Annotated in this window: 18 protein-coding genes; all 18 read right to left on the bottom strand. The window is 60.8% G+C overall.

The window, feature by feature from the left end; genetic code table 11:
* Nucleotide 1: 1 nt before the first annotated feature.
* The 18 genes from Q0864_RS04405 to fabF all read right to left on the bottom strand — a co-directional run bounded on the left by Q0864_RS04405 (nucleotide 2) and on the right by fabF (nucleotide 16,656).
* Nucleotides 2-3,919, bottom strand: a complete 3,918-nt coding sequence (locus tag Q0864_RS04405) for a glycoside hydrolase/phage tail family protein (RefSeq protein WP_298566518.1) — start codon at nucleotides 3,917-3,919, stop codon at nucleotides 2-4.
* On the bottom strand, nucleotides 3,919-4,365 hold the full coding sequence (locus Q0864_RS04400) for an NlpC/P60 family protein (RefSeq protein WP_298566516.1): 447 nt from the start codon (nucleotides 4,363-4,365) through the stop codon (nucleotides 3,919-3,921). Before Q0864_RS04400 ends, Q0864_RS04405 begins: the two co-directional genes overlap by 1 nt.
* Nucleotide 4,366: 1 nt before the next feature.
* Nucleotides 4,367-5,326, bottom strand: coding sequence for a DUF2163 domain-containing protein (locus Q0864_RS04395; protein WP_298566514.1), 960 nt, complete (start codon nucleotides 5,324-5,326; stop codon nucleotides 4,367-4,369).
* On the bottom strand, nucleotides 5,326-5,958 hold the full coding sequence (locus Q0864_RS04390; protein WP_298566512.1) for a DUF2460 domain-containing protein: 633 nt from the start codon (nucleotides 5,956-5,958) through the stop codon (nucleotides 5,326-5,328). The genes Q0864_RS04395 and Q0864_RS04390 overlap by 1 nt, the downstream gene beginning before the upstream one ends.
* A gap of 34 nt (nucleotides 5,959-5,992) precedes the next feature.
* Nucleotides 5,993-6,658, bottom strand: a complete 666-nt coding sequence (locus Q0864_RS04385) for a phage tail tape measure protein (RefSeq protein WP_298566511.1) — start codon at nucleotides 6,656-6,658, stop codon at nucleotides 5,993-5,995.
* Complete coding sequence (locus Q0864_RS04380; RefSeq protein WP_298566510.1) at nucleotides 6,658-6,876, bottom strand: phage tail assembly chaperone; 219 nt, start codon at nucleotides 6,874-6,876, stop codon at nucleotides 6,658-6,660. The genes Q0864_RS04385 and Q0864_RS04380 overlap by 1 nt, the downstream gene beginning before the upstream one ends.
* Entirely contained in the window at nucleotides 6,873-7,217 is a 345-nt protein-coding gene (locus Q0864_RS04375; RefSeq protein WP_298566508.1) for a gene transfer agent family protein, read from the bottom strand. Before Q0864_RS04375 ends, Q0864_RS04380 begins: the two co-directional genes overlap by 4 nt.
* A 2-nt stretch (nucleotides 7,218-7,219) precedes the next feature.
* On the bottom strand, nucleotides 7,220-7,633 hold the full coding sequence (locus Q0864_RS04370; RefSeq protein ID WP_298566506.1) for a phage major tail protein, TP901-1 family: 414 nt from the start codon (nucleotides 7,631-7,633) through the stop codon (nucleotides 7,220-7,222).
* Nucleotides 7,634-7,661: 28 nt separating this feature from the next.
* A complete protein-coding gene (locus tag Q0864_RS04365) occupies nucleotides 7,662-8,072 on the bottom strand; it encodes a DUF3168 domain-containing protein (protein ID WP_298566504.1) in 411 nt (136 codons plus the stop codon).
* Nucleotides 8,069-8,407 carry a head-tail adaptor protein gene (locus Q0864_RS04360; RefSeq protein WP_298566503.1) on the bottom strand — a complete coding sequence of 113 codons (339 nt, stop codon included), beginning with the start codon at nucleotides 8,405-8,407 and terminating at the stop codon, nucleotides 8,069-8,071. Before Q0864_RS04360 ends, Q0864_RS04365 begins: the two co-directional genes overlap by 4 nt.
* On the bottom strand, nucleotides 8,404-9,015 hold the full coding sequence (locus Q0864_RS04355) for a head-tail connector protein (RefSeq protein ID WP_298566501.1): 612 nt from the start codon (nucleotides 9,013-9,015) through the stop codon (nucleotides 8,404-8,406). Before Q0864_RS04355 ends, Q0864_RS04360 begins: the two co-directional genes overlap by 4 nt.
* A gap of 169 nt (nucleotides 9,016-9,184) precedes the next feature.
* The gene (locus Q0864_RS04350; RefSeq protein ID WP_248363833.1) at nucleotides 9,185-10,297 is read right to left on the bottom strand and encodes a phage major capsid protein; all 1,113 of its coding nucleotides are present in this window, start codon (nucleotides 10,295-10,297) and stop codon (nucleotides 9,185-9,187) included.
* Nucleotides 10,298-10,448: 151 nt separating this feature from the next.
* Nucleotides 10,449-11,018 carry an HK97 family phage prohead protease gene (locus Q0864_RS04345; protein WP_248363430.1) on the bottom strand — a complete coding sequence of 190 codons (570 nt, stop codon included), beginning with the start codon at nucleotides 11,016-11,018 and terminating at the stop codon, nucleotides 10,449-10,451.
* 16 nt (nucleotides 11,019-11,034) lie between these two features.
* Complete coding sequence (locus tag Q0864_RS04340) at nucleotides 11,035-12,228, bottom strand: phage portal protein (RefSeq protein WP_248363432.1); 1,194 nt, start codon at nucleotides 12,226-12,228, stop codon at nucleotides 11,035-11,037.
* A gap of 196 nt (nucleotides 12,229-12,424) precedes the next feature.
* The gene (locus tag Q0864_RS04335; RefSeq protein WP_298566498.1) at nucleotides 12,425-13,774 is read right to left on the bottom strand and encodes a terminase family protein; all 1,350 of its coding nucleotides are present in this window, start codon (nucleotides 13,772-13,774) and stop codon (nucleotides 12,425-12,427) included.
* On the bottom strand, nucleotides 13,701-14,051 hold the full coding sequence (locus Q0864_RS04330; RefSeq protein ID WP_298566496.1) for a permease: 351 nt from the start codon (nucleotides 14,049-14,051) through the stop codon (nucleotides 13,701-13,703). Before Q0864_RS04330 ends, Q0864_RS04335 begins: the two co-directional genes overlap by 74 nt.
* Before the next feature lie 182 nt (nucleotides 14,052-14,233).
* Entirely contained in the window at nucleotides 14,234-15,394 is a 1,161-nt protein-coding gene (gene mltG, locus Q0864_RS04325; RefSeq protein ID WP_298566494.1) for an endolytic transglycosylase MltG, read from the bottom strand.
* Entirely contained in the window at nucleotides 15,394-16,656 is a 1,263-nt protein-coding gene (fabF, locus tag Q0864_RS04320) for a beta-ketoacyl-ACP synthase II (protein ID WP_298566492.1), read from the bottom strand. Before fabF ends, mltG begins: the two co-directional genes overlap by 1 nt.
* Nucleotides 16,657-16,751: the final 95 nt, after the last annotated feature.

Raw genomic sequence — 16,751 nt, 5'->3', positions numbered from 1 at the left:
GCTATAGCGCCACTGCCAGACGGGTGTATGGGCCCGGTCCGAACCGGTCAGACACCTGCGCCACCTCGATGGCATAGGACCCGCCAACAAGGTCCGCACTGCGCAACGAGGCGCCGTAGGTCCAGTGTGGACTTGCAACATCAAGTTGCCGTTTGATGGTCGGCCCATCCAGCACTCGCAACCGATAGGTTTCAGAGGTCTCTCCCAATGGCACATCACCGTCTTGCCAGCTGTCGCCATCCAACCGGGTGCGGCGGATCCAACTGATCGTGTGATCTCCGGCCACATCACGCACGGACAGGTGCACAGGCGCATAGGGCCTGAGGCCAATGCCTGCAAAAGCATGCACCTTGTGCAGGAAAGAAGGGTCTGACAACGGCCTGCGGGCCGGGCCGATCCGATAGTGGCGGTTCAACCCACGCGCGGATGAGGCAAGCTTGACCTGATCTTGATGCCCGCCCAGCAGCACAAAGATACTGCCGGCAGGCCACACTGATGGCGCAACGCCGTCGGAGCCTGCCTGTCCTCGAAGCCGAAGGGTCAGATCGTATGTGCGCTCATCGACCAAATCTGCGCCAGCGAACTGGAACACCTCCCAATTGTCGGGGCTTCCGTCACCAATCACGGCCACGTTCGCACCGTTCAGCATATCTTCGATCGAGGTGGCAAACAGCGTGCCATCGGTCAGCTTGACGCGCAACGCAGGGCCACGATCAATCAACCCTGAGGAGGCCTGCGTCATGTCGTTCAGCGTCACGCCAATAACCGACCTTTCCGTGATCGTGCGATTGATCGCATACCCGTTGTCCGTGACCGAGCTGTAAAGCGCCACCCGTCCCGGCCACGGGCGCGCCGTCACCGCAATGCGCGGCTGATGCGGCACCTCGTCCCCGGTCAGAAGCGGCAGATCCATAAACACCGGAAACACCGGAGCCGGAGGGATGTAGGGCTTGACCGCAGGCGCGGGTTCGACGCTATCAGAGGGCTGGAACAGCCCAGGTTCGACCCGCACGGCCCGGATGGACCGCACCCCCGCATCTTCGACATGATCCAGCCGAAACTGTTCCGTGCCCGCATCGGTCGTGATTTCGATGACATCCCCTGCCCCCTTGGCCAATTCTGACGGCGGCAGAGCGAAACTGGCGCGGTCCCGTGCAACACGAGCTTCTGACAACCAGCGTTCGGCGATGGATCTTGCTTCGACCCGTGTCAGGATCAGGGGAAACTCGGATACCGTCACCGTGCGATTGGCGGCGTCCGGAAACACTGCCTCGACCGAACGTATGTCATAGTCGCCTTCGCTTTCCACATAGTTCAGGCGCACGCGCCCTGCCAGTTCAGCCTCGGGATCGCGCACACGTTCAAGCGTGGTCTCACGATCCGGCGACAAGGCCATCTTGTCGGGGTCAATCACGAATTCAGACCGCCCGGTGCGGGACTTGAAAACCAACGTGCCTTCGCGTTCAGACGCCTCGAACCCGTAGGCCAGCATCAAGGGTTGAAGGGCTGCGCGGCCGCCACCTATCTGGTCTACCACATAGCCACGCACCAACCCGTAAAGACGACTTACATCGTAATTGCTGACACCAGAGCGATCACAGATCTCGGACACCACAGAGGCAAGCGACCGAGCCGACACCCGACCGTTCAACCAATGCCCACGACGATAGTTGGCACCATCGCTCCACAATCCCTTGCGGTTCGGGAATTGAGGGAAAGGACGCGTATCCCATGCCCAAACATGCGCGCGACCCATGTCGAGCATTTTCACTCCGCTTGCGTCATGCGTCGGGTTGTTTCCTGCATCGCCCCAATAATCGTACATCGCGCGCAGATATTGCGCTTGCATCAAGTCATCACGCCGCCCGTTCGAATACCGAGGCAGAGAACTTTCCGAGCTTTTGGGGTCAAGAAACTTGTTGGGCTGGTTGGTGCCCTTGTCGATCGCAGCACACCCCAGTTCAGTAAACCAGAACGGCTTGGAGCCTGGAAGCCAGTCGGTGGGCACAACGGCGCGCACCCCGCCCACACGGTTGTGGTGCGCCTGGAGCCACCAGTTGCGCAAATCTTTGTAGCGAAACACCCAAGGCTCGCCATGGGCGCCATCGGTGATCGGCGTGCGGATCTGCAGATCACGGGCTTGCGGCGTCTTGTAATACCAGTCGTAGCCTTCACCGCCCTCGATATTCGATTGCAGATAGGCAAGGTCATAGATCGCGCCGTGGTGGGCGTCCGCATGATTGAACCCGTCGCGCCAATCAGACAGCGGCATGTAATTGTCGATGCCGATGAAATCGATCTGCGGGTCTGCCCAGAGCGGATCGAGGTGGAAGAACACGTCGCCCGATCCATCCTGTGGGTGGTAGCCGAAATACTCGGACCAATCCGCCGCATAGGAGATCTTGGTCCCAGACCCAAGGATCGACCGCACATCTGCCGCCAGCGTGACAAGCTGGTCCACAACCGGAAAGCTGTTGTTTGGCCCACGGATCTGCGTCAGGCCGCGCAGTTCTGATCCAATCAGAAACGCATCCACGCCGCCTGCCGCGGCACACAGATGGGCGTAGTGCAGGATGAACCGACGATACGAAAACTCGGCTGGGCCGATGTAGTCAACACCATCAGCCGTGACCGCAAAGTCATTTGGCGCAGCATCTCCAAAGAAATCCGCAACCTGCTGGATCGCCGCAGCGGATCCGTCTGGCGAATTTGCGTGATGTGGTGCAAGCGATGTCGTGATCCGACCACGCCACGGCAATTCAGCTTGCCCGGCGCCACCTGACCATGGATCAGGCAGGGTATTCCCTTTCATCTGCTCCATCAGGATGAACGGATAGAACGTCGCCTTGCGACCATTCCTCGAGGCATGCGTAATCGCCTCTTTCACCGCTTGGTCAGAGGGCGTTCCGCCATAGATCGGGCGGTCATCGCTGTCCTTCGGCACCACCCCGGCCTGTGACCGGCCAAGCCCGGTCACGGTCCATGGCATGGACTTGCCATCCAACGCTTTTTGCTCGACCCGCGGGCGGATCTGACAGGCGCCACACCGCAGATCATCGCCAAACCACGACACAACGAGGGCCGTGTTCTTACAGTTGGGCATCTCTTGTCGCATCATCCGGTAGGACGTCTTGAAATCCGTCAGACCTGAGGGGCTGTTCATATTTGACCCCTCAGTCACACCCGGACCGTCACCATAATGCACCGGCGAGGTCGCCAAGGCATATTCACCTGTCCCCGGGATCAGGGCCACAGCGCGCGTGCCGCGCGCGACCTCATTGGGTTGATAGCGCTGTTCGGGGCGGAACACTTCGAAGCTGAACTGAGGCACGCGGTTGCCAAACTGGCCAAGCGGCAAGTCCTCGATCACCACGTAAGCGATGCCGCGATACGCAGGCGCTTTGCCTGTCCCCTTGACGGCTTCGATCTTCGGGTCTGGCCCCTGCGTCTCGGTTCCCCGGTAAACGCGCAAGGTCAGGTCTTCTGCTGCGACTTCGTTTCCATCCGCCCAAATGCGGCCCAGCCGCGTGATTTCGCCCTCGCACAGTGCAATCGCGAGGCTGATGGAATAGCTATAGGTCGTGACTTCCGGCTCGGGCGGCGACATGCCTTTCCCACCGCCACCCGTGGTCGCGGTGGTTTCCTTGAAGCGCGTGGACCAAATCACCTGTCCGCCCAGCCGGGCCCGCCCATAGACCATCGGGACGGTTGCCCCTTCTGAGGCACCGGTCAGTCGCAAACGATCGACCCTTCCGGTCTCGACCGGCTCTGACCCGGCACCGAGAATGCGGTTGTCAATCGCTTGACCAAGGGTCGCGCCGATTGCCTTGCCAATGACCACCGATGACAGGCCCAACACCCCGCCACCTATAGAGGCACCGGCCGCCGCGCCAACTGCAGAAAGTACGATCGTCGCCATCAGCTTGTCCTTTCAGGAAATGCGAAACATGCCACGACCCGGCGCGCCCAAGGGGTGGAAAGCGTGCTTTCAACGACCCCATGACCGCTATAGGCATGGATGAAGGAAGAAGAGGGATCCACTTGCGTCAGGATCCCAAGGTGTTTGGCAACAGCCCCACCGCGCATCCGAAAAAGGACAACATCGCCGGGATTTGCCTGTGACATGGGCTTTTCGATCAAGTGCGCACGCGCGTTGTCCCACAAGCTCTCCAGACCAGACGCTTCAGACCAGTCCTGCGTATAGGGTGGCACCTTTATTGGCTCTTCACCCAAGACGGCGCGCCAGACACCACGCACCAGTCCAAGGCAATCACTGCCTGCCCCCTTGCACGAGGCTTGATGCACATAGGGCGTGCCAAGCCACGCGCGCGCCTCGGCCACGATTGCAACTGCCAGATCGCTCATGTCACAACCCGCCCAAGGGGTTGAACGGGTTTTCATCGTCGCCGTTCAGCAGCGCATCCAAAACATCTGACGCTTCACGTTCGTCGCCACCGTCATTCTGTCTATGTCCAACCGGGTAAGACATCAGCCAGTCTTCGCCTGGAACATCAGGAAACCCGCGGAAATTCAGAAAGTTGTTGAACTTGACGCGACACGTTCGCGGAAGCCTGTCGCACCCCGCTTCAAGTCGCACCATGTCACCGGGCTCCATTTTGGCACGCAGCGCTTCCCAAAGCTCGATCGTGCGCAGGCCGTCTGTGCCTTTTCGGTCATTCTTGATGAGCCCGGTCAGATCCTTCGCCTCGCCACTCAACACGATGAAACGGCCACGTTCAAACCAGCGGTTCGGATAGAGTTCCAAACCCGCGCATTGGAACGTGGTTTCAGCGACGTTTTCGCCCACTGCCAGTTCCACGGAATAGCCTGTCTGGGACAGGTTGAAGCGACACATCCCATCGCCAAGAACGGCGGCACAAGGCAATTGATAAGCCCGCCCTTGGGGCTGGTTCAGCGCTTCGGTCAGGCCGTTCAGCTCGGCACGGAAACCACCTGCTTCACGAGCCAGTTCACCCACTGTGCCGCGAAACCTAAGGTGGCGCTGGTTGGTCTCGGACCAATTCACAAGCCAGGCTTCGACCTCGGCCCCATCATAGCGCCCGGCGCGAATATCCTTTTCGGAAATCGATGCGTCATTGAGCACCCCCAACGCCTCGGTATTGTCGGTGGACAAGCCGGTGGTCTGGCTGAGCGCGCGTGCGGTCATGCCTGTGTCAGCCCGAAAGACAACGCCATCGAAGTCGATGTCCTGATCATGGTCGGTAAACCCAAGCACAATCCCATCGCGGCGTGTCACTTTCCAGCAGCGCGCGACTGTGGTCACGCCTTCGCCCAGGTGAGCCTCGAATTCAGGGGAAATCGACATCAGACCCGCACCTCCACCACCGGCACATTGGGCGCATCGCCTGCCTGAAAAGAGGCAACTGACGTGTGCACGCGATCCGTATCGAACCGAACCGGCACGTCGAACTCGTAGCCAGCCGTTACCTCTGCCCCAGTTTCAGGGGCTGTCACGAACGTGACAAGGCCTGTGTCATGATCGACTGTAAAGTCGGTGCCTTCAGTCAGGGGATCCCCCTTCAGACCGACCATTACCGTTCCAGCCACGGGCTTGCGAATAGGCCGGGCATAACTGTTGGCCCCCGAGCGATAGGTTTTGGTCAGCTGAAACTCAGTCGTATTCCCATCACCCCAGGCGATGATCTGGTCGGTATAGGCTGGCGGTTGCGAGGGCAGCCCGCTTTTGTAATCCGACCAGTCCTTCCAGCGAAACCCATGCAACTGCCCGCGCCGCGCCTCGAAGAATGAGATCAGCGTCTCGACATCGTCCAGGCTGCGCATGCCAATCCCGGCATCATAGCGGCGTCGCGAATGCTCCCACGGCGAGTTGCGTTCTTCGAACCCGTTGGCAAGCGTCACCACTTCGGTGCGCCGTTCGGGTCCACCCACGGACCCAAAGCTCAGATTGGCCGGAAACCGGACTTCGTGAAATGACATGGGTGAACCCTCCTTGGCTCGTCAGATTGGATGCTTAGCGATGACGCTGCCCACGCGAGAGCGCGCGCGACATCTGGGCTGCGATCTGGCTATGAGATCGCCGGAACCCTTCGACATCCGGGGTCGAGATATTCATGGTTATGTTGACGGGCCGCCCGGCACCGCCCCCCGCCTGCACACCAAGCCGACCATCAGCCCCGCGCGACAGTGGCATGATCGCCTCTGGACCCGCTTCGCCCATCAGCCCGGTCGCTCCGCGCATGGGGAAAGTTGTCGGGCTGGACACCACGCCGCCTTTGGCAAATGGCAGCACCCGGCCTTGTGCAAACGCACCGCCGTTCTCGAATGGCAAAACCGCATTGGTCATCGCGCCAACCGCCTGTCCCAAAAGGCCGCCGAAATGGTCGGTGACGGGCCGGATTGCCGCGCCATAGGCCGCGTCGCTCATTGACTTCGCGACCACACTCAGCGCATCCGACAGCTTCATGCCATCAAACACCAACCCGTCGAACGCCTTGCGTAATCCCGACGAAATGCCTGATGACAACGTGTTCACATCACTGCTCAAGTCCGAGATGGTCGAATGCATCCCCTTGAGTTCGAAAACAAACCCAGCCGTCATCGCCTGTGCACCGCCAAGGGCGGTCTCCAAGGCGTCGACCTGTTCGTCAAAGCTGTCGATACTGTCCAGTCCAGCCATCACGTTTCTCCTGTTTGCACGTCACGCCCTTCGTCGGGAAAAGCCTGTGCGAGTTCTTCCAATCGCGTGCGTAAACAAGCGGTTGGTTTGCCATCTAACCCGGCCATCACAGCCAGCTCGATCGGGGTCAGCGCCCAAAGCTCAGTTGGACGAAGCCCCAGCTTTCCAAGGCCAAGCCGCATCAGACCGGGCCAATCGATCGCGACGGGGGTGCTCACCCCGTGGTCTCATCTGTTGTTCCATCGCCACCAGACAGCGCGAATGCACGGGTCAGAAGCTGACCCGCCGCTTGCGCTGCGGCCACGGGGCCACCCTGGATTTCGGCGGATAGCAGATCGCTGGCGCGCCCCTGCCATCCACCACCGCGCAACCCGGCCACAATCAAAGCCAGCACATCACGGCTGGAAAACGCACCGCGTTCGAACCGTTCGACAAGACTTAGGATCGTGTCCTCGCCCAGTTGATCCTCAAGTTCTGCCAATGCGCCCAAGGTCAGCTTCATCACACGGGGTGTGCCGTCGATTACAAGGCGCACCTCGCCGGTCCAAGGGTTTGCCATGATCAAAGTGCCGTAAAGCTGAGTTCACCTGCCGAGGCCATCGACAGCTCATACGTCGCCTCGCCATTATGCGATCCCGCATACTCGATCGAGGTGATCATGAACGGGCCTTCGACCACACCAAAATCAGGCACGATCACCTGAAAATTTGGCACTTCATTGTCGAAGAAGATCTGTCGCGCCCGCTCGTCGGTTGTGGCGTCCTTGAACACCCCCGACCCCGAGATTGAGGCCGACTTCACGCCGGCGCCACCCAGAAGCTCGCGCCATCCGCCGGTGCTTTCCAAGCTGGTGACATCTACGCTTTCCGCGTTGAAGTTCAGGCGCGTGGCCCGAAGGCCCGCAATGGTTTCGAACACGCCTGTGTCGGTCATGTCGAGCTTGATCAAAAGGTCCTTGCCGTTTTGGGCAGCCATGGGAACTCTCCGTGTTGTGAAAAAGGAATTAGCTGTCTTGCACGCGGGCGCGGAAGAACAAGTCGATCCGGCGCACATCTGCCGCTTCGACCCGTCGCGCGCGGGCGCGGTGAAAGTTCAAGTAGACAAGGTGACCACGCGCCAGAACCAAGGTCGCATCGACCAAGGCGTCGCTTACCGCCGCGGCTACCTCTTTGGCGCTTTGAAACCCTGCAGCATCTGTGACCACGCTGACCGTGATTTCGTGCATGGCACCATGCCCGGTCATGTCAGACCGTTCGCGCACGTCCTCAGGACCAAGGCTCACATAGGTGCCGGTGATGATCCCCGCTGGCACGGCATCGTAGATCGCGCCACTGACCAGTGTGGAAAGAGCGCTGTCTGCGGTCAGACGTTGATAGACCGCCTGTTGCAGAGCAGCTGATACGCCATAGCTCATGCCGAGATCTCCTCTTGTGCGAAACACGTCAGGTAATGCGCGCCGGCATCCGCTTCGGTTACGGCAAGAATTCTGAAAACCCGCGCACCGGCGCGAAACCTCTGATCGGGTTTCGGGCGCGACGGCGCACCATCTGGTGCGGCGCGCACGGTGATGCGAAACCGGATCGACGACACCGTGGCGAACCCCGCCGCGCGTTCGCGACCTGTGCCCGGTTTGATCTCTGCCCAATGGTCCCCCAAGGGTTGCCAAACCTGGCTGAACCCACCTGCCCCATCGGGCAATCTAACAGGGTCTTCCAACGTCAGTCTGCGGTTCAGGATCGGAGCTTTCATCGCGCACCCCCACCACCAAACAGACGCACAATGCGGTATTTCTGGATCAACGCGTTGACCGCCGAAGGCAAATTGGCCTGCCCTACAGCAGCTGAAGCACTGTCCGAACGCTGTTCGTAGTAAGTCGCGGCCAGCATCATGACCGCTTGTGCAAGGTCAGCCGGGATATCGGTCCAAGCGGGGCCAAACCCTGCCTCGAACTCGATCACAACCTGTCCACCGACCGGAATGGCAGGCAGGCAGATACCGGTGGAAACCAATCGCGGGCGGTGCATGTCAGCTTCCAACGCATAGCGGCTGGTCGCGATCACCTCGGTTCCGCCCAGACGATCCTTGATCGACAGGCTGGCGATCTGAGAGACCGGGGCGACAGGCAGCGCCTGCGTGGCCAGGTCGCGCCACGCGGTCAGCGACCACGTGAAGCTGCGGGTAAGAAGGATCTTGCCAGTGCGCGCTTCAATGGCCGCCATGGCAGCCCTCAGGAAGCTTTCAAGCACCTGATCCTGCACGCCGTCATCGGCAAACCCGGTGCCAAGCCGCAGGTGGTCCTTGAATTGGGCAACCGGAAGGACCGCGCCCGGCACAGTGGTCTGCTCGACTAACATCATGGATCATCTCCGAAATTCGGGCCCCTCACGTCACGAGGATTAGGGTGGGCGCGCACCTTCCGCATTGCTCGGACGGAGGGGGAGCAGCTAGACAACACGGGGTGAGGTCGGCGCGCGCCCGGTCCCGCACCCGCCAAAAAGGCGCAGAGCGGGTCTCGGGTTCAGGCTCTTACGAGACCGAGAACTTCAGAAGCTTGATCGCAGCAAAATCGCTGATATCACCGCCAACGCGCTTGGTCGCATAGAACAGCACATGCGGCTTGGCCGAGAACGGGTCACGCAGGATACGCGTGTCAGGACGTTCCGCGATGGTGTAACCCGAGCCGAAGTCGCCAAAGGCGATTGGCGTGGCGTCGGTGCCGATATCCGGCATATCCTCGGCGATCAGCACCGGATAACCCAACAGACGCGCCGGTTCACCGGCAGCCAGACCGTCCGACCACAGGAAACGGCCATCCATGTCCTTCATCTTGCGCACCGAACCCGCAGTTTTCGAGTTCATCACGAAGCTCGCGCCCGCGCGGTATTCAGCGTCCAGCGCATAGACCAGATCAATGATCGCATCAGCCGGGTTCGAAGCGTCGAAGTCGCCCGAAGTGCCGGTCGCGATGTAACCCAGATTGCCCCAGGTCCAGCTGTCGTTGTCCACCGTGGTGTGGGTCAGGATGCCGGTCGGTTTGTCGATACCGTCGCCCGAGATGAACGACGCAGCTTCTGCACGGGCAAACTTGTCCGCAATCCGCGCTGCCAACCAGGTCTCGATCTCGAACGCGCTGTCGTCCAGCAGGCGCTGCGATGCTTTGGGGAGCGCCGACAGCTCGTGCAGGGGAATGGTGATGCGCTCAATCGACGGGGTGCCGGTCTCGACGGTCGATCCGGTTTCCGTGGCCCAACCCGAGCCCACATCCGAATGATCAACCAGCACGTCATATGATGTGGCTTCGACGTTGACCACGTTGGAGACAGCGCGCAGCGATGCGGTCGATTTCAGCACGCTTTGGATGGTCGCAGCCGTCTGCGGGTCGACCAGGTAGCCCCCATCGCCAGCAACGGCGGTCGACATGGCTTTGCCTTCCAGTTCCAGACCACGCAACGCGTCATCATCGCCAGAGCGCAGATAGGCCTCGAACGCTTTTTGATGCGGTGCTTCCAGATCGGCAGCAGCGGCAAGATGCGGACGAGCCGCGGTGATTTGAGATTTGCGATCCAGCATGGTCAGTCGCTCTTCCTGTTGTTGAAGTTTGGTTGAAATATCGTCGTGAAACGTGTTGATATCACTCATGAAACCAGCCAGCGCGGTCTTAACCTCGGCAGCCGGGGTCAAGCCCGCAACCGGGCCAGAATCCGGGCCTGTGGGCGCGGCCGACTGGCCCTGAGCTTTCGTCTCGTTCTTGCTCATCTATGGGTCCTTCTCAGGGGGTCAGATCGCTGGCTCAGGATTTTCGGGCCAGCATGTGGCGGGCTTCGGTGATCGAAGCCGCCAGTTCACGCAAAGTGGCATCAGCAGCAGGCGTATCGCCCTTTGCCCCCACTCGCGCCGTCGGAAGCATCGGGAAGGTGACAAGCGACACCTCCCAAAGCTCCAACTCGGTCAAAAGCCGTTGGCCCTTGTCGTTCTTGGTTGCCCGCTTGGTGCGATAACCGATCGACAGACCGTCAATCGCGCCGGCTTCAATCAGTGCGGCGGCTTCGCGCCCCTTGGCGACATCCGTCAGAATGCGCCCTTTGACGTAAAGCCCGCGCGCGTCCTCGCGCACTTCGTCCCACACGCCAATCGGCTGTGCCGGGTCGTGTTGCCACAGCATCTTCACGCCACGATCCGCCCCTTTCAGCGCGCGCAGGGATTTGCCGTAAGCACCGGGGGCCACGATGTCGCCTCCCGTGTCACATTGGTCAAAGAAGCTGGCATAGCCTTCGATCAGAATGCCCTCGTCCACTTCGGACGTGTCGCCCAGCTTGACGAATTTATGCTCAAGCCCCAGATCGGGCTGAAATTCACTCATGGCTTTTCCTCAATTGTTAAACGTCGTCAGAGGCGACAGGCGGCAGACCCAGAAGGCTGCGTTTTTCGGCATCGGACAGGAAACTGGCCTCGGCCACGCGGCGCCATTGCTGGTCACGCTCAGCGGACAGTGCGGGCACTTGGTCAAGGTCGGGCTTCAGCACCACGCTTTCACCGGTGAACCCCGCCAGCCAGTGGCCGACACTGGCCGCGACGCGCGACACCAAGGGCACCACGGTCAGGCGATAAAACGCCCGGCTGGCTTCCTGATAGTTCGCATAGGTCGCATCACCTGGAATGCCGATCAGCATCGGCGGTACCCCAAAGGCCTGCGCAATCTCGCGCGCGGCGGCTTCCTTGGTTTTCTGGAATTCCATATCCGAGGGGCTGAACCCCATCGGCTTCCAATCCAGACCGCCTTCCAACAACATCGGGCGTCCGGCATTGCGCGCGCCCACGTGGTGGCTTTCCATCTCGGACAGCAGCCGGTCATACTGGTCTGCGCTCAACTGCGCCTGCCCGTCCGCGCCCTTGTAGACGATAGCGCCCGACGGCCTTGCGGCGTTGTCCAGCAGTGCTTTCGACCACCGGCTCGCCGCATTGTGCACATCAATCGCCGTGGCGGCGGCTTGCAAAGGGGACAGCCCGTAATGATCATCCTGCGGGTGGAAGGCTTTGACGTGGCAGATCGGCGATGACCCCTCGCCTACATGAAAGCGGTGTTTGCGCGCACCAACCGTGTAGTCATATGCCACCGGCCAGCCATCCGCCCCCGGCACCAGGTTCATCCGGTCCGAACGCAGCACATGAAGTTCTGACACCGACCCGTCTTCGCTGGCCACCGCTTCGAAATAACCGTTCCCGGTCAACAGCAACTGCCCGAAGAAGGCTTCAAACAGTTCAGCACGGCCCTGTGCCGCATTCGGGCGGGCCAACAGGTCTAGAAGCGGATGAACCTCGAACCGCTGCGCATCGTCCTGAAGCACTAAGGGCAGCGCGGCGGCGGCCTCTGCGATCAGCTTGACCGACCGAAACCCGACCGGATTGGCCGCAAAGCCAGTCTTGGTCAGGCTGACCACATCGCGCGGGCTCCAGGCCACACGACCCGCACCGCCATAGGCGATGACCGGCCCGGTCGCGGACGCTTTGGTTTCGGTCGGCTGCGTGGCCATATGCGCTGCATCGCCACGCTTGAGAAAGTCGAATACCATCGGCTGGTGCTCCTCGCGTTCTGTCCAAGTCGGGGATGACCCCCGGCAAACCTCTCCCGCCCGGCGAAACGCGTGTCGCGCTACCGTTCGGTGAAAATTCTGTCTCGTTGATGTCAGGCGGGACCCGTGGGCTGGTTGGGCTCAGGACCCCGCCTTTCGATGTTTTGCACTCTGCCACCCGAGGTTAAAAAACTCTTTAACCCAGCGTGCGCACCTGCGGCCTGCGCCATTTGGCAACGGGCTCAATGATCAATTCATGCAGCGCCCAGACCAACGCATCAACACGGTCCGGGCTACCCTTGCCCTCGAAGCCCTGAATGGTCATGCGGCACATCTGGTCTTCCAGCGCAGACATCCCGCCCACATGGGCCACCCGCCCCTGTTCATAAAGCGCAGCGACAGGCTCGGCCCGCGCCGACTTGCCCCGCGTGGCGCGCACGGCGCGAAACGAAACGGTCGGGTCAATCTGTCGGATCACCGATTCCACCAGATCACCGCCTTGATTGACCTCGGCCACCAAACGGTCCGCCTTGTGGCGGCGCATGGCTTCCAGTGCTGCCTCCGCCCACTGAGATGGACTAGCGGCCGATACGCTCGCATCATCCAGCACAACGGCGCGCCAATCCCCCGGCGCGCCCTGCGCCACGACGCCTGCGACGATGATCCCACATTCATCCGACCCCTTGTGTCCCGTGACCGGCGGGTCAACCGCCACCACCACGCGATCAAAGGCTGGCAGGTCACCCGTGACGCGTGCCTTGTCCAGCCCGGCCATGGTCCACAACGCGCCCTCGGTGTCTTCTAACAGCACACCGTCCAACTCTTGCCGGCCCAGTCGCGTGTCCGCATATCGGCTGCGCACCTCCTCAAGGAAACTTTTCGCCAGATAGGCCCGGTTGGCTTCCGTCGGCGCTTGTGTCGTGACTGTCGAGGGGTTTTTCAGGATCGTCTTTAACACCCCAACATTGCGCGGTGTGGTGGTGACGCATTGCCGAGGATGGCTGCCAAGACGCAGCCCGAATTGGAGCATGTCCCACGTTTCTTCCGCTTTCTTCCACTTGGCGAGCTCATCGACCCATGCCGCATCAAACTGCGGACCCCGCAGGCTTTCAGGCTCATAGGCCGAAAACACCTGCGCCACCGCCCCATTGGGCCAGGCCAGCCGTCTCCGACCTGCCTGCCATTCCGGGCGGCGATCCGGCGGCGAACACGCCAGAATGCCGCTTTCGCCGAAGATCATCACCTCGCGCACTTGGTCAATGGTTTCGCCTACCAGCGCGACCCGGCGCGAACGGCCGGGATCAAGGGGGCCAGCCCCCTCAACCTCGGCGCGCACCCATTCGGACCCGGCGCGGGTTTTCCCCGCGCCACGCCCCCCCATGATGACCCATGTGCGCCAGTCGCCTTCCGGGGGCAATTGGTGATCCAGCGCCCAGAACTCGAACAGGTAAGGCAATGCCACCAAGGCACCATCACTCAGGCTGTTCAGAAACGCCGCCCGCTCCTCTTGCGTCGCGCAGGCAAGCCAATCGGCGCCCGATTTCATCCCGGGCCTGAGCAAGGTCGAGTGCGACCGCTCCGGCCCCGCCAAAGGCGTTGCTTCCACTTTGTTCAAGACGTTTCCTTTCCTCGAATACCGTTTGCATGGCACGGCGCACCTCGGCCACGGCTTTCGCCAAACCCGGTGTGGTTTCACAATTGGCCAGTTCCGCCGCGCTCAACTGACGGTCCAGCTCTTTCAAAACACGCAGAAAAAACGTGTCCGCGATCTTCAGATACTCGTCCGAAGCCGCGTCCTTCCCCAAGGGCGTGATCATTGTCATTTTTTTATTTGCCTCTCATGCTCGTCTCCGAACGAGCGACATGAAAAAACGGCCCCGGGCGGGTGCCCAAGGCCGTTACATTCACGTCTTCTAGCGTATCCCAGAACCTACGGGCGACCGTGCGTTCTGTCAAACTGACCCGCGGCAACAGCGTGCGGCAAGGTCATGTTTTATTTACCAAATCACTGGTTCGCACGCTCCGCTTCGATCTCGCGCCACTTGGCGACATTGCGGTTGTGTTCATCCAACGTTTCCGCAAATGCATGACCGCCCGTGCCATCGGCCACGAAGAAGATGTAGTCCGTCGAGTCTGGGTTCATCGCCGCCTCGATGGCCGCCTTGCCGGGATTGGCAATCGGTGTCGGCGGCAGGCCCTCAATCACATAGGTATTGTAAGGCGTCTCGCGACGAAGCTCGCTCTGGCGCAACCCTCGCCCCAACGCCCCTTGACCATTGGTCACGCCATAGATCACGGTCGGGTCGGTTTGCAGCCGCATCCCTTGGTTCAGACGGTTCACGAACACGCTTGCCACCTGCCGCCGTTCTTCGGCCACGCCGGTTTCCTTTTCGACGATAGACGCCATGATCAACGCTTCTTCCGGGCTGGCATAGGGCAGATCAGGCGCGCGCGCCTCCCAGGCAGCGGCAAGAATGCTGCTCTGGGCCGCCTGCATATTGGCCAGTAGCGTCGCGCGTTCGGCCCCCGGCTTAACCTCATAGCTGTCTGGCGCAAGGCTGCCTTCGGCTGGAATTTCGGTGACATCTCCGGCAAGAAAATCAGCTTTGTTCAGGCTGTCCACAATCTGCCAGCTGGTCACACCTTCCGCCAACGCGATGCGATAGCGCGTGTCGCTCTCGCCGCGCACCTCTGTATAGGTTTCGGGTGCAGCACCTTCCAGTTCAGCCGGCTTAAACTCAGCTGTGATTTCATATTCCTGTGTTGCCGGATCCAGTTCACGCACCTGCATGACCGCCGTCAGAACGCCGATCCGATACAGCACTTCAGTGCCACAGGTCGAGGCCCCACCGCGCGTAACAACATCCACGATATCCTGCATCGACGCGGCTTCGGGCACCAGGAAAGACCCGGCCTTCAACGCCGAGGTCTTGTCGGAATACTCAACCCCCAACCTGAAGATCGTGGCGCTGGATATCGCGCCCTGATCCGTCAGCTTATCTGCGACGCGAGAGAAGTTAGAGCCCTTCTCGACGCGCAGGCAAATGGCTTCTGCCAAAGGACCGGGACCGGTATACTGTTTCTTGCCCCATGCGATCACCCCGACCGCAACGATCATGATGACAACGAACAGGCTTAGCGCGTTCGAGGCGATATTACGCCACATCAGTCAGCGACCTTGCCCATGATCAGGCTGGCATTGGTGCCGCCAAAACCAAAGCTGTTGGACAGAACCGTGTTGATCACCCGCTTCTCAGCCTTGTTGGCGGCCAAACTCAGGCGCGGCTCAACGGCGGGGTTGTCCAGATTGATGGTCGGCGGTGCGATTTGGTCGCGAAGGGCGAGGATGCAGAAAATCGCCTCCACCGCGCCCGCAGCCCCCAACAGGTGACCGATTGAGCTTTTGGTCGAGCTCATCGTGGCCTTGTCCGCCGCGTCGCCCAACAGGCGTTCGACGGCGCTCAGTTCGATCGTGTCGGCCATGGTCGAGGTGCCATGCGCGTTGATATAGTCAATCGCCGACGGCTCAAGCCCCGCCTTGGCAAGGGCAGCCTGCATCGCACGGAACCCACCATCACCGTCCTCGGACGGGGCTGTGATGTGATAGGCGTCGCCTGACAGGCCATAACCCAGCACCTCGGCATAGATCTTGGCGCCGCGCGCCTTGGCATGTTCGTATTCTTCAAGCACGACAATACCAGCACCTTCGCCCATCACGAACCCGTCGCGGTCTTCGTCATAGGGGCGGCTTGCGGCTTGCGGATCGTCGGCGCGCTTGGTCGACAGCGCCTTGCAGGCGTTGAACCCGGCGATGCCAAGCTCACAAATCGCAGCCTCGGCTCCGCCTGCGATCATCACGTCCGCGTCGCCCGTCTGGATCAAACGCGAGGCGTCACCGATGGCATGGGCGCCCGTCGAACAGGCGGTAACAACTGCATGGTTCGGCCCCTTGAAGCCAAACTTGATCGACACCTGACCTGAAATCAGATTGATCAGCGATCCGGGTATGAAAAAGGGCGAAACCCGTCGGGGGCCGCGCTCGTTCAGAATAATCGAGGTCTCGGCAATGGTCGCCAGACCGCCAATGCCGGACCCGATCATCACGCCCGTGCGCAACCGGCTTTCTTCGTCTTCCGGCATCCAGCCAGCGTCTTTCACCGCCATCTCGGAAGCGGCCAGACCGTAAAGGATGAAGTCATCTACTTTACGGCGTTCTTTCGGCTCCATCCAATCATCGGGATTGAACGTGCCATCCGTTCCGTCCCCAAGCGGCACTTCGCACGCATATTTTGTTGTCACACGCGAGGCATCAAACTTGGTGATCGGACCAGCGCCCGATTGACCATCTAGAATACGCTTCCAAGTTTCTTCGACCCCACACGCAAGGGGAGAAACCATTCCAAGACCCGTAACGACCACTCGACGCATTTGTGCTGCCCTTTCTCAGGAAGTCTGAAATCCCACGCTTGATAGCGCGGTGAAGGGTTCAGGGGCAAGAGGCTTCACCCAAGACCTCTCAGGAT

Origin of the sequence: uncultured Aliiroseovarius sp., from assembly GCF_947497285.1 — a bacterium.
In the GTDB taxonomy this organism is placed as follows: Bacteria; Pseudomonadota; Alphaproteobacteria; order Rhodobacterales; family Rhodobacteraceae; genus Aliiroseovarius.
This window is presented reverse-complemented; position numbering and strand designations above follow the sequence as displayed.

Excerpts from the sequence above, each read along its gene's own strand:
- Q0864_RS04335 (WP_298566498.1), bottom strand. The coding sequence starts at position 13,774 with ATGAAATCGGGCGCCGATTGGCTTGCCTGCGCGACGCAAGAGGAGCGG.
- mltG (WP_298566494.1), bottom strand. The coding sequence starts at position 15,394 with ATGTGGCGTAATATCGCCTCGAACGCGCTAAGCCTGTTCGTTGTCATC.
- Q0864_RS04405 (WP_298566518.1), bottom strand. The coding sequence starts at position 3,919 with ATGGCGACGATCGTACTTTCTGCAGTTGGCGCGGCGGCCGGTGCCTCT.
- Q0864_RS04365 (WP_298566504.1), bottom strand. The coding sequence starts at position 8,072 with ATGAGCTATGGCGTATCAGCTGCTCTGCAACAGGCGGTCTATCAACGT.
- Q0864_RS04340 (WP_248363432.1), bottom strand. The coding sequence starts at position 12,228 with ATGGTATTCGACTTTCTCAAGCGTGGCGATGCAGCGCATATGGCCACG.
- Q0864_RS04360 (WP_298566503.1), bottom strand. The coding sequence starts at position 8,407 with ATGAAAGCTCCGATCCTGAACCGCAGACTGACGTTGGAAGACCCTGTT.
- Q0864_RS04345 (WP_248363430.1), bottom strand. The coding sequence starts at position 11,018 with ATGAGTGAATTTCAGCCCGATCTGGGGCTTGAGCATAAATTCGTCAAG.
- Q0864_RS04400 (WP_298566516.1), bottom strand. The coding sequence starts at position 4,365 with ATGAGCGATCTGGCAGTTGCAATCGTGGCCGAGGCGCGCGCGTGGCTT.
- fabF (WP_298566492.1), bottom strand. The coding sequence starts at position 16,656 with ATGCGTCGAGTGGTCGTTACGGGTCTTGGAATGGTTTCTCCCCTTGCG.
- Q0864_RS04395 (WP_298566514.1), bottom strand. The coding sequence starts at position 5,326 with ATGTCGATTTCCCCTGAATTCGAGGCTCACCTGGGCGAAGGCGTGACC.
- Q0864_RS04355 (WP_298566501.1), bottom strand. The coding sequence starts at position 9,015 with ATGATGTTAGTCGAGCAGACCACTGTGCCGGGCGCGGTCCTTCCGGTT.
- Q0864_RS04350 (WP_248363833.1), bottom strand. The coding sequence starts at position 10,297 with ATGAGTGATATCAACACGTTTCACGACGATATTTCAACCAAACTTCAA.
- Q0864_RS04385 (WP_298566511.1), bottom strand. The coding sequence starts at position 6,658 with ATGGCTGGACTGGACAGTATCGACAGCTTTGACGAACAGGTCGACGCC.
- Q0864_RS04370 (WP_298566506.1), bottom strand. The coding sequence starts at position 7,633 with ATGGCTGCCCAAAACGGCAAGGACCTTTTGATCAAGCTCGACATGACC.
- Q0864_RS04375 (WP_298566508.1), bottom strand. The coding sequence starts at position 7,217 with ATGGCAAACCCTTGGACCGGCGAGGTGCGCCTTGTAATCGACGGCACA.
- Q0864_RS04390 (WP_298566512.1), bottom strand. The coding sequence starts at position 5,958 with ATGTCATTTCACGAAGTCCGGTTTCCGGCCAATCTGAGCTTTGGGTCC.
- Q0864_RS04330 (WP_298566496.1), bottom strand. The coding sequence starts at position 14,051 with ATGACAATGATCACGCCCTTGGGGAAGGACGCGGCTTCGGACGAGTAT.